Origin of the sequence: Paraburkholderia sp. RL17-337-BIB-A, from assembly GCF_046025895.1 — a bacterium.
GTDB lineage: Bacteria > Pseudomonadota > Gammaproteobacteria > Burkholderiales > Burkholderiaceae > Paraburkholderia > Paraburkholderia fungorum_C.
Genome location: NZ_JARESY010000001.1, coordinates 1560769 through 1572437 on the forward strand (window position 1 = coordinate 1560769; position 11669 = coordinate 1572437).

The 11669-nt window shown below is 64.3% G+C and carries 11 protein-coding genes; 6 read left to right on the forward strand and 5 right to left on the reverse strand.

What is annotated here, in order from left to right; translation table 11 throughout:
* Nucleotides 1–107: 107 nt before the first annotated feature.
* The 5 genes from iscA (at nt 108) to iscX (ending at nt 3821) form a co-directional block, all read left to right on the forward strand.
* Entirely contained in the window at nt 108–431 is a 324-nt protein-coding gene (gene iscA, locus P0D84_RS07120) for an iron-sulfur cluster assembly protein IscA (protein WP_028199494.1), read from the forward strand.
* Nucleotides 432–605: 174 nt separating this feature from the next.
* Complete coding sequence (hscB, locus tag P0D84_RS07125; protein ID WP_028199495.1) at nt 606–1133, forward strand: Fe-S protein assembly co-chaperone HscB; 528 nt, start codon at nt 606–608, stop codon at nt 1131–1133.
* Between the two features lie 123 nt (nt 1134–1256).
* Nucleotides 1257–3128, forward strand: coding sequence for a Fe-S protein assembly chaperone HscA (gene hscA, locus P0D84_RS07130; RefSeq protein ID WP_408334102.1), 1872 nt, complete (start codon nt 1257–1259; stop codon nt 3126–3128).
* A 138-nt stretch (nt 3129–3266) separates the two neighbouring features.
* Nucleotides 3267–3608, forward strand: coding sequence for an ISC system 2Fe-2S type ferredoxin (fdx, locus tag P0D84_RS07135; RefSeq protein ID WP_175160925.1), 342 nt, complete (start codon nt 3267–3269; stop codon nt 3606–3608).
* A gap of 15 nt (nt 3609–3623) precedes the next feature.
* Nucleotides 3624–3821 (forward strand): Fe-S cluster assembly protein IscX, encoded by a 198-nt coding sequence (gene iscX, locus P0D84_RS07140; RefSeq protein WP_007181290.1) that lies wholly within the window; start codon nt 3624–3626, stop codon nt 3819–3821.
* Between the two features lie 174 nt (nt 3822–3995).
* Here the strand turns inward: iscX and P0D84_RS07145 are convergent, their stop codons facing one another.
* From P0D84_RS07145 to P0D84_RS07165, 5 genes are all read right to left on the reverse strand, one after another.
* Nucleotides 3996–4715, reverse strand: a complete 720-nt coding sequence (locus P0D84_RS07145; RefSeq protein WP_408334105.1) for a glycine zipper 2TM domain-containing protein — start codon at nt 4713–4715, stop codon at nt 3996–3998.
* Between the two features lie 331 nt (nt 4716–5046).
* A complete protein-coding gene (gene lysS / locus P0D84_RS07150) occupies nt 5047–6603 on the reverse strand; it encodes a lysine--tRNA ligase (protein WP_408334109.1) in 1557 nt (518 codons plus the stop codon).
* A 122-nt stretch (nt 6604–6725) separates the two neighbouring features.
* Nucleotides 6726–7830 (reverse strand): peptide chain release factor 2 gene (gene prfB / locus P0D84_RS07155; protein ID WP_179732865.1). Its coding sequence is split into 2 segments (ribosomal slippage): nt 6726–7748 and nt 7750–7830, totalling 1104 coding nucleotides; the frame shifts between segments, so codons are not numbered across the junction.
* A 229-nt stretch (nt 7831–8059) separates the two neighbouring features.
* A complete protein-coding gene (gene recJ / locus P0D84_RS07160; protein WP_408334111.1) occupies nt 8060–9766 on the reverse strand; it encodes a single-stranded-DNA-specific exonuclease RecJ in 1707 nt (568 codons plus the stop codon).
* A 28-nt stretch (nt 9767–9794) separates the two neighbouring features.
* A complete protein-coding gene (locus P0D84_RS07165; RefSeq protein WP_408334114.1) occupies nt 9795–11129 on the reverse strand; it encodes a regulator in 1335 nt (444 codons plus the stop codon).
* A gap of 119 nt (nt 11130–11248) precedes the next feature.
* On the opposite strand from P0D84_RS07165, the gene P0D84_RS07170 reads away from it, so the two are divergent.
* Nucleotides 11249–11494: a hypothetical protein gene (locus tag P0D84_RS07170; RefSeq protein WP_408334117.1), complete on the forward strand. Its 246-nt coding sequence runs from the start codon at nt 11249–11251 to the stop codon at nt 11492–11494.
* The last annotated feature ends 175 nt before the right edge of the window (nt 11495–11669 follow it).

Below are 11669 nucleotides of genomic sequence, written 5' to 3' on the forward strand. Positions count from 1 at the left end.
CGAGCAGAAATGCACCGTCCGGCATGAGCGATATTTGATGCAGGCAGGGCAGCAGCGCGTCACCAGGCAGATGAATGCCGAACACGCGCGGCGCAATGAGAAACGCTATGGCAATTACGTTGACCGAAAAGGCAGCACAGCACGTCCAGAAGTATCTGACTCGTCGCGGCAAGGGCGTGGGCTTGCGCGTGGGCGTGCGCACGACGGGGTGCTCGGGTTTGGCCTACAAGCTCGAGTACGTGGATGAACTCGCACCCGAAGACGAAGTGTTCGATTGCAACGGCGTGAAGATCATTGTCGACCCGAAGAGCCTCGCGTATATCGACGGCACCGAACTCGACTTCGCCCGCGAGGGGTTGAACGAAGGCTTCAAGTTCAACAACCCGAACGTGAAGGACGAGTGCGGTTGCGGCGAATCATTCCGCGTGTAAATCGGCTCATTCCGCGTTAGCGGATCAAAGGCGGCGCGGGCCGCCTTTTTAGTTTCATCCGCACAATCGGGCCGGTGTCCTGCAACTGAGCGCGCCACTGAATTTCGCGGCGCTTTCGATCCGCGTTTTAGCCCGCACTCCAGTGTGCTTTCCTGAACGGACTCCTTTTATTTGATGGCCTCGCTGAACGACAGCCACTTCGATCTGTTCGATCTGCCGGCGCAATTCGCGCTCGACGCAGCGGCGCTCGATCACGCCTACCGCACGGTGCAGGCGCAAGTGCATCCGGACCGCTTCGCGGCAGCCGGCGACGCGCAGAAACGCATCGCGATGCAATGGGCCACGCGCACCAACGAGGCGTATCAGACGCTGCGCGATCCGTTGAAGCGCGCGACCTATCTGCTGCATCTGCGCGGCATCGACGTTGGCGCCGAGAACAACACGGCGATGGAGCCGGCGTTCCTGATGCAGCAGATGGAGTGGCGTGAAGGTATTGAAGACGCGGCCGCGGCAAAGAACGTCGATGCGCTCGACGCTTTGCTGACCGAACTGCGCGACGAAGAGCGCATGCGTTTCGACAAGCTCGGCGCGTTGCTCGACAGCGGCGCGAATCAGGCGGCGGGCGAGGCGGTGCGGCAGTTGATGTTCATCGAGCGGGTGGCGTCGGAAATCGGCACGCAGATCGAGCGGCTCGAGAACTAGCGGTCCGGCGTGCACCACAGTGCCACAGTGCCCGCGCATGAATAAGCAGCCATAGCAGTCGTAGCACGACATCCAGCAACGCGAAAATTCAGGACGGGGTCCAGCGGCCCCGAGAAGATCCAGATGGCCCTACTGCAAATCTCCGAACCCGGCATGGCGCCGGCGCCCCATCAGCGGCGTCTGGCGGTCGGTATCGATCTCGGCACCACCAATTCCCTCGTCGCCGCCGTGCGCAGCGGCGTGCCCGACGTGCTGCCCGACGAAGACGGCCATGCGCTGCTGCCGTCGGTGGTGCGTTACCTGGAAAAGGGCGGCCGCCGTATCGGCCGCGCGGCCAAGGCTGAAGCGGCAACCGATCCGCGCAACACGATCGTCTCGGTCAAGCGGTTCATGGGCCGCGGCAAGGCGGAAGTGGAAGGCGCCGAGAACGCGCCCTACGATTTCGTCGACGCACCCGGCATGGTGCAGATCCGTACCGTCGACGGCGTGAAGAGTCCGGTGGAAGTGTCGGCGGAAATTCTCGCGACGCTGCGCCAGCGTGCCGAAGATACGCTCGGCGACGAACTGGTCGGCGCGGTCATCACGGTGCCCGCGTATTTCGACGAAGCGCAGCGCCAGGCGACCAAAGACGCCGCGCGTCTGGCCGGTCTGAACGTGCTGCGCCTGCTGAACGAGCCGACTGCGGCTGCGATCGCGTACGGTCTCGATAACGGTTCCGAAGGCCTCTACGCGGTCTACGACCTCGGCGGTGGCACCTTCGATCTGTCGATTCTGAAGCTGACCAAAGGTGTGTTCGAAGTGCTCGCGGCGGGCGGCGACTCCGCGCTCGGCGGCGACGATTTCGACCATGCGCTGTATCGCCACGTGCTGGAGCAGGCGGGCATCGCGCCGCAAACGCTCGCACCGGAAGACGTCCGTCTGCTGCTCGACAGCGTACGCGTGACCAAGGAGGCGTTGTCCGACGCACCCATTGCAACGGTGCAGGCCACGCTCTCGAACGGCACTGAGATCGATCTGACGATCGAGGAGGCTACTTTCGAAGCCATCATTCAGGCGCTGGTTCAGCGCACGCTTGGGCCGACAAAAAAGGCACTCCGCGACGCCAAAGTCACTACCAAAGAAATCAAAGGCGTGGTTTTGGTCGGCGGCGCGACGCGCATGCCGGTGATCCGCCGCGCGGTCGAGTCGTTCTTCGGCCAGCCGCCGCTGATCAATCTGGACCCGGATCAGGTCGTCGCGTTGGGCGCGGCGATCCAGGCCGATCTGCTCGCGGGCAATCGCGGCGCGGAGGGCGACGATTGGCTGCTGCTCGACGTGATTCCGTTGTCGCTCGGCGTCGAAACCATGGGTGGTTTGACCGAGAAGATCATTCCGCGCAATTCGACGATTCCGGTCGCCCGTGCGCAGGATTTCACGACCTTCAAGGACGGCCAGACCGCGATGGCGATCCACATCGTGCAAGGCGAGCGCGAACTCGTCAGCGATTGCCGCTCGCTCGCGCGTTTCGAGTTGCGCGGCATTCCGCCGATGGCCGCCGGCGCGGCGCGGATTCGCGTCACGTATCAGGTCGACGCGGACGGCTTGCTGTCCGTGTTCGCGCGTGAACAGGGTTCGGGCGTGGAAGCCTCGGTGGTGGTGAAGCCGTCTTACGGTCTCGCCGACGACGACATTGCCAGGATGCTCGAAGAGAGTTTTTCGACCGCCGAAGTCGACATGCGCGCTCGCGCTTTGCGTGAAGCGCAAGTGGAAGCGCGCCGTCTCGTCGAAGCCACCGACGCCGCGCTCGCCGCCGACGCCGAATTGCTCGACGACAGCGAACGCGCCGAACTCGACACGCTGCTCACCGCGTTGCGCAACATCGCGCAAAGCGACGACGCCGACGCGATCGAAACCGCGACCAAAAGCCTCGCCGAAGGCACCGACGAATTCGCCGCCCGCCGCATGAACAAGGGCATTCGCCGCGCGTTGGCTGGCCGCAAGCTCGACGAGATCTGAGCCTTACGGCGTGGCCGCGCCCTGCGCGCCAGCCGGCAATGAACCGCGCCGCGCGGACTTAAAAAGTCCGCGCGGCGCCAGTAAAATGGTACGGAGCCTGTTTGCGGCGGCCGTGCCGCAGACCCAAACGGAAAATGTATGCCTCAAATCGTTGTGCTGCCTCACGTCGAACTGTGCCCGGAAGGCGCGGTGATCGATGCCGTGCCCGGCAAGAGCATCTGCGACAATCTGCTCGAGAACGGCATCGAAATCGAGCACGCCTGCGAGAAGTCCTGCGCATGCACCACCTGTCACGTCATCGTGCGTGAGGGTTTCGCCGCCTTGACGCCGTCCGAGGAAGACGAGGACGATCTGCTGGACAAGGCGTGGGGGCTCGAACCGGCCTCGCGTCTGTCGTGCCAGGCGATGGTGCCGGCCGAGCAGGATCTGGTCGTCGAGATCCCGCGCTACTCGATCAATCACGCGAAGGAAAATCACTAACTGGAGGATGCAGCCATGAAGTGGACCGATACGCAAGACATCGCGATGGCCCTGACTGACAAGCACCAGGACATCGATCCGCAGCAGGTGCGCTTCACTGATTTGCACCGCTGGGTCACCGAGCTGGAGGGTTTCGACGACGACCCCAACCGGTCGAACGAAAAGATCCTCGAAGCGATTCAGGCTGCATGGATCGAAGACGCTGATTACTGAGTAGTGAGCTCATGCTGAGCGCATGACTTATCTGGCTGTTATCTGGCTGCTGCCAGCGGGCGGAATGATTCCGCTCCCGCTGTGAGGCAAAGAAAAAGGCGATTCCATTGGAATCGCCTTTTTTGCGCCTGCAGAATGTTCAGGCTGCGTTTGGCTTCAGTTAATCCGCCTCGATCAGCTCGCCACCAGCGTGCCGTTCTCGACCCGCACGCGCTGACCTTGCTGGAACGGCGGCGCTTCGTGATACGTGAAGTACCGCGTCTTGCCGTTTTCCATCCGTACCCGCACCGAATACGACGTCGTGCTGCGGATGTGTTTTTCGACCGAGTTGCCGGCCAGACCGCCGCCGACTGCCCCAAGAATCGTCATCGCAGTACGACCGCTGCCGGCGCCGAACTGATTGCCGACCACGCCGCCGGCCACTGCGCCGCCGACCGCACCGATGCCGGTACCGTGGCCTTCCTGACGGACTGCCGAGATGCCGACAACCGTGCCGCAGGTCGAGCAATAGGCCGGTTGCGAAGGCTGCTGGGCGTATTGCGGCGCGGGCTGGGCTGGTTGCTGCTGCGCATACTGCTGCTGTGGCGGCGCCAGGGGGGCAGGGGCCGGTTGCGGCTGCTGAGCCTGCTGCTGGGCTTGCTGTTGCGCGGCCTGCTGCGCCGAAGGGCTGGCCGGGGCTGCGGAGTCGACCACGCCCGGCTGGGCGTTCGGTTGCGTGGACACTTGCGCGGCCTGCGTCTGATCCGTTTGCGCGCCGCTACTCGACGCATGCGGAAACAGGCCGGTGACGGCAGCCGTAGCAGCAAGACTCGCGATAATAACTGCGCCCGCAGCCGTGGCTACGAGCGGGTGAATACGACGTTGTTGCGTGGGTTTGGTATCGGGATTGTCCATATTGGCCTCCGTCTGGAGCAGAGTCAGTCTTATTGAGACTCAGTGTCAGGCAAATCGATCCCAGTAGGGTTTCAATTTGTAACCATTTCCGGGCAATCATCGCGGCCAGCTCGCGTCAAAGCGCGTGAGGCGCGGCGCGGCGGCTGATTTTCCGAGGGGCACGCGGCAGGCCAGGCAATCGGTCGCTGGGTGGCCGATACGCACCTTTTACCGATGGTTACAAACCGTCAGGTGCCGGCAGACGGGTGCTTTTATGCGCCGCAAGCAAAAACGCCCGGCATCGAACCGGGCGTTTTCCTTTTGCGAGCCGTGGACTCGAGCGACGCGGCGATCAGTCTTCGCGGCGCAGATGCGGGAACAGAATCACATCGCGGATGCTCGGGCTGTCGGTCAGCATCATCACCAGACGGTCGATGCCGATACCGCAACCGCCGGCCGGCGGCATGCCGTATTCCAGCGCGCGGATGTAGTCGGCGTCGTAGAACATCGCTTCTTCGTCGCCGGCGTCTTTCTGGTCGACCTGCTTCTTGAAGCGGGCGGCCTGGTCTTCCGGATCGTTCAGCTCCGAAAAACCGTTGGCGATTTCACGGCCCGTGATGAACAGTTCGAAACGCTCGGTGATGCCGGCGACCTTGTCCGACGCGCGCGCCAGCGGCGAGACTTCGATCGGGTAGTCGATGATGTAGGTCGGCTCCCACAGTTGCGACTCGGCGGTCTCTTCGAACAGCGCCAGTTGCAGCGCGCCCACGCCTGCGTTCAGGAACTGCGGCTGCGATGCGTCCACGCCGAACTTCTTCAGTTCGGTGCGCAGGAATGCGTCGTCGGCGAGTTGCGCGTCTGTGTACTGCGGCGCGTACTTCTGGATCGCCTGGCTGATCGTCAGGCGATGGAACGGCTTGGCCAGATCCAGTTCGCGGCCCTGGTAGCTGATCGTGGCGCTGCCGAGTGCGTCGACCGCCGCCTGGCGGATCAACTGCTCGGTGAAGTCCATGATCCATTTGTAATCGGTGTACGCCGCGTAGAACTCGATCATCGTGAATTCCGGATTGTGGCGCACGGACACGCCCTCATTGCGGAAATTCCGGTTGATCTCGAACACGCGCTCGAAGCCGCCGACCACCAGCCGCTTCAGATACAGTTCCGGCGCGATGCGCAGGAACATTTGCATGTCGAGCGCGTTGTGGTGCGTAGTGAACGGCTTGGCCGCGGCGCCGCCCGGAATCGGGTGCAGCATCGGCGTTTCCACTTCCATGAAGTCGGCATCCGCCATGAACTTGCGGACCGACGAAATCGCCTTGGTACGTGCGACGAAAGTCTTGCGCGTTTCCGGCGTGACGATCAGATCGACATAGCGCTGGCGATACTTCATCTCCTGATCGGCGAGACCATGGAACTTGTCCGGCAGCGGACGCAGCGACTTCGACAGCAAACGCAGTTCGGTACAACGCACCGAGAGTTCGCCCTTGTTGGTGCGGAACAGCACGCCGCGCGCCGCGACGATGTCGCCCATGTCCCACTTCTTGAAGGCGTCGTACGTTTCCTGGCCGACGTCGGCCGGTGTGATGAAGAACTGGATCTGACCCGAACCGTCGCGCACGGTCGCAAAGCTGGCCTTGCCCATCACGCGCTTGAGCATCATGCGGCCGGCAATCGCGACTTCGAGCGGATTGGCTTCGAGTGCTTCCTTGTCGCTCCCGGCGTACTGCGTTTGCAGATCTGCGGCATGGTGCGTGGGACGGAAATCGTTCGGGTAGGCGACGCCTTGCTCACGCAGTTCGCGCAGCTTTTCACGGCGCTCGGCCATGATCTTGTTGTCGTCTACCTCGGGCGCGACATTGGGCTGGGCCGCATTCGGCTGGGCCGCATCAGGCTGGGTCGGTTCGGTCATGATGATTTGGTATTCGGTGGCCCGCATCGGGGTGCCCCACATGCGGGTGGCCAGTCAGTGAAAAACCTCAGGCGGTAAAAAGAGGCGGCGCAGCGCTGCGATGCATGCCGCGCCGGTTGCGCTTAGACGCCCTGTTTCAGGCTGGCGCTGATGAACGGATCGAGGTCGCCGTCGAGCACGCTCTTGGTATTGCTGATTTCGACGTTGGTGCGCAGATCCTTGATACGGCTGTTGTCCAGCACGTACGAGCGGATCTGATGACCCCAGCCCACATCGGTCTTGCCGGCTTCGAGCTTGTCCTGCTCGGCCTGACGTTTGCGGATCTCCGCTTCGTACAGGCGCGATTTCAGCATGGCCATGGCTTCGGCACGGTTGCGGTGCTGCGAGCGGTCGTTCTGGCACTGCACGACGATGCCCGACGGCATGTGCGTGATCCGCACGGCCGAATCGGTCTTGTTGATGTGCTGACCGCCCGCGCCGGACGCGCGGTACGTGTCGATGCGCAGATCGGCCGGATTGATGTCGACTTCGATCGAATCGTCGATTTCCGGGTACACGAACACCGACGAAAACGACGTATGGCGGCCGCCCGACGAATCGAACGGCGACTTGCGCACGAGCCGGTGCACGCCGGTTTCGGTGCGCAAGAAGCCATATGCGTATTCGCCTTCGATCTTGATCGTGGCGTTCTTGATGCCCGCGACGTCGCCGTCGGTCTGTTCCAGCACTTCGGTCTTGAAGCCCTTGCGCTCGCAGTAGCGCAGGTACTGGCGCAGCAGCATGGCCGCCCAGTCGCACGCTTCGGTGCCGCCGGCGCCGGCTTGAATGTCGAGGAAGGCGTTGTTCGGGTCGGCCGGATTCGCGAACATCCGGCGGAATTCCATGTCGGCGACGCGTTGTTCGATGCCTTGCGCGTCTGATTCGCAGGCGAGGAGGGTTTCCTCATCGTCTTCTTCGCGGGCCATGTCGAACAGGTCTTGCGCATCGCGCAGGTCGTTATCGAGCGAGGTGAGTTTGCCGACGGTATCGTCGAGCAGTTTCTTTTCCCGGCCGAGCGCCTGGGCGTGCTTCGAGTCGTTCCAGACGTCCGGGTCTTCGAGTTCCCGGTTGACTTCGATTAGACGTAGTGCCTTGTCGTCGTAGTCAAAGATACCCCCGTAGCGCGCCCGCGCGCGCGCGCAGGTCCGCCAGAGAGGCTTCGATCGCGTTGAGACGTTCCGCTTCCATGTCGATCTTTTATAGCTTCGTAAAAAGGGGAAATTATAGCCGATCGGCGCCCCGCCCCGGCGGCTTGTGAGCGATCCGGCGCGGGTTTGGGGTTGATTTTGCGGTGATTTTCGATGCTTTTCACGCAGTGTCAGGCAAGCTGCGGTGCACTCGGCCATGGCTAGCCGGTGCAGGCGTTGCGCGCGGACTTCACGGCACGGACGCCGGGTGGCGACAGCCTGGGCGCGCTTCAGCTCGCGGCGTGCTCGACGATCAATTGCACTCGAGACACCCCGTTCCACGTGTCGCTCGACAAGCGGTATGCGACCGTAGTGCGCGCGGGCAGCGTGTCGGTGTGATTGAACCAGATCGCGTTGAAGCGCTGGCGGCCGCGCACGAGTTGCAGCTTCAGGTGTTTGTCCTTCACCAGCGCCTGCGACGCGATGTCGAACTCGCCGGAAAATACCGGTGCCGGGAAGCCCTGACCCCATACGGCGGCGTCGAGCATTTCGACGAATTGCGGCGTGAAGTAGGCATCTTCCAGTTCGCCGTCGGTTTCGACCGTACGCGAAAGCGCCTCTTCGGAGAGCCATTCGCGGCCCACTGCCTCGAACGCGGCGGTAAAGCGCGGCACATCGGCGGCGGCCATCGTCAGGCCCGCGGCCATCGCGTGGCCGCCGAATTTGACGATCAGACCCGCTTCGCGCTTCGAGATCAGGTCGAGCGCGTCGCGCAGATGAAAGCCCGGGATCGAACGGCCCGAACCTTTGACGAGCTGGCCGCTGTCGTCGGCGAGCGCGAACGTGAACGACGGCCGGTGGAATTTCTCCTTCAACCGTCCGGCGACGATGCCGATCACACCCTGGTGCCAGCCTGGGTTGAACAGCGTGATGGTGGTCGCGCCATCGGGGTTGATCGCCGAAAGGTCTTCGAGCGCCTGCTGCTGCATGCCGGCTTCGATTTCGCGGCGCTCGCGGTTCATCGTGTCAAGCTGCTGCGCGAGATCCCATGCGCGGCCGATGTCGTCGGTGGTCAGGCATTCGATGCCGAGCGACATGTCCGATAGGCGGCCGGCCGCGTTCAGGCGCGGGCCGAGCGCGAAACCGAGGTCGAAACCCGACGCGCTGCGGGCGTCGCGCGCGGCGGCGCGAAAGAGGGCGGCGATGCCCGGCTGCATCTTGCCTTTGCGAATCCGCTGCAAACCTTGCGCGACCAGCACGCGATTGTTGCCGTCGAGCTTGACCACGTCGGCGACCGTGCCGAGCGCGACCAGATCGAGCAGGCCGTCCAGACGCGGCTCGGGGAAAGCGTCGTTGAAGGCGCCGCGGCGGCGCAATTCCGCGCGCAATGCCAGCAGCACATAAAACATCACGCCGACACCCGCGATGCATTTGCTCGGGAACGTGCAGCCCGGCTGGTTCGGATTGACGATGGCGCGGGCCGCCGGCAGTTCGTCGCCGGGCAGGTGGTGATCGGTGACCAGCACGTCGATGCCGAGCGCATTGGCCGCTTCCACACCGTCGACGCTGGCGATGCCGTTATCCACTGTAATCAGCAGTTCCGGCTTGCCCGACGCACTGCGCGCGGCCAGCGCGACGATCTCGGGCGTCAGGCCATAGCCGTACTCGAAGCGGTTCGGCACCAGATACTCGATCTGTCCGCCGAACATGCGCAGCCCGCGCACCGCGACCGCGCAGGCGGTCGCGCCGTCGCAGTCGTAGTCGGCCACCACCAGCATGCGACGTTTGCCCTGGATCGCGTCGGCAAGCAACGCGGCGGCGTCTTCGCAGCCTTTGAGCGCGGCGGGCGGCACGAGCCGCGCGAGACCGGTTTCGATTTCATCGGGCATGCACACGCCGCGTGCCGCGTACAGGCGCGCGAGCACCGGATGCAGGCCGTGGCGGGTGAGGATTTCGGCGTCGACGGGTGAAGCGGCGCGCGTAACGATTCGAGTCATTCGGAAAGGCCGTGGATCAGTCGATAAATCATTCGATGAAGAGTGACGCGAGCACGCGCCGTCGCCAGAACTTGCGCAGGTCGCCGCGCGTGACTGTGAGCGTCACCGAGCCGGTATCACCGCACAACGTCAGGCCGAGCTCGGCGAGCTGGCCGGATTGCAGCGCTGCCAGTGCCGGTTCGAACCAGTCGGTCTGCAACGCGGCGAAGGCGTCGTTCCAGCGCGCCCAGTCCTGCTCGATGTAGGGCGCGGAGAAGGGATCGAGTTCGACCAGGGTGGGGCCGTTGGTGTTGGCACTCGCACTCGCACTTGCGTTGACCGCGGATGCGTCAGCCGGAGCGGTACCCGAAGCACCACTCGAGGCACCACTCGAGGCACCACCCGAAGTACCACCCGAAGTACCACCCGAAGTACCACCCGAAATACCACCCGAAGCGCCACTGGAGGCGGCACCCGGAACACCACGCGAAGCACCACTGGAGGCAGCACCCGAAGCACCACCCGAAACGCTGCGCAAACCGCTGCCCGCAGCGCTAGCGGCCCGCAGCGCCGCAAACGACGCCGGCGGCGCAGCCGCAGCGACGCCCGCCGTCAGAGCGAGGCCGCGCGTCGCCGCCGCGTCGGAGTACACCTGCGCGAACGGGCTCGTTACCGGCTGTATCGCGCCCTGGGCGTGAAACCAGATCGAGTTGACTGCCGGCAGGCCACGCGCCTCGCGCGCTTCATTGACCGGATGCTCGAACCACGCCATCTGCACTTCGTTCTGCAGCTTCATCCAGGCGCGTGAACGCTCGCCGGAATGGGCCTCGTGCGGCAGCCATATTTCGATGTTGCGGCCGCTCGCGCGCAACGGCGACGCGCCGGCCAGCGTGCCGAAGCCGTCGCCCGACAGGTACCAGCGTGCCGGCCTCGGCGCTTCGATGCGCACGCCGAGTTCCTCGATCAACGGCCGGGCGACCGCCAGCAGCACGCTGGCTTCCTCATCGGATAGTTCGAGCGAGGCCGGATCGATCAGCACCAGATGGTCGTGCGCGATGCGCACATGTACCGGTTGCACGCAGGCCCACGTGGCGTTGCCCGGGTCGCCGCCGTCGGCGCGCAGCATGTACGGGGCAAGCGGCGCTTCATCGGCCGCCGCCGCGCCGCTTGGCAACGCGCCGAACTGGCGTGCCACCCAGCGCTCATGCGGCAGCGTGCGCTGAAAATCCTCGCCGACCACCCGTTCGACCAGCGTCGCGCGGGCGATCAGCCGGTCGAGGGCCGGACTCTGGATATCGTGCAGGGCGGTGGAAGCGTCCGCTGCGGCGGGCAGCGCGAAGGGCAGGAGAAGATGAAGACGGTTGGCGTGCATGATGCTGCGCATTGTAGGGCAAAGAGTGCGAGTATTCAGACCATATCGGCGGATTCGGGCAGCGCACCGGGCCCCCGCCGATGGCAGCAGCCGCGCGCGGCGGCACCGCGCCCATGACGAGGGAGACCGACATGCCGCGTGAACTGAAAACCGAGCAGGAACTGCTTGGATTGGTGGTCAAGGCGCTCGACGCCAATCCGGCCACGGCCGGCTGGATCCCGACCGGATTCCACGAAACAGTCGAGGACGAGGACGGCTGCAACTGGGATATCACCCACCTGCATCGCGACCGTAAAGACGCCGAGGTGCGCGGCGTTGCGAACAGCGAGGCGGCCGGGATCATCAACGATCTGCGCCGCCATTACAACCTGCGGTAGCGGGCACATCCGCCCAGGTGGCAGGTGGGCCGGCTTGCGCCGCCGCTCCGGCGTTCAGAGCCGGCAGCAGACGGTGGCGCCCGCCGTGAGCCCTGCGCGCAGGCCTTTGCGCGGGAGCGCGGCATTGTATGGCAAACTTCGCGCTTGATTGACGGCGGCGGCAATGGCGGCGGGT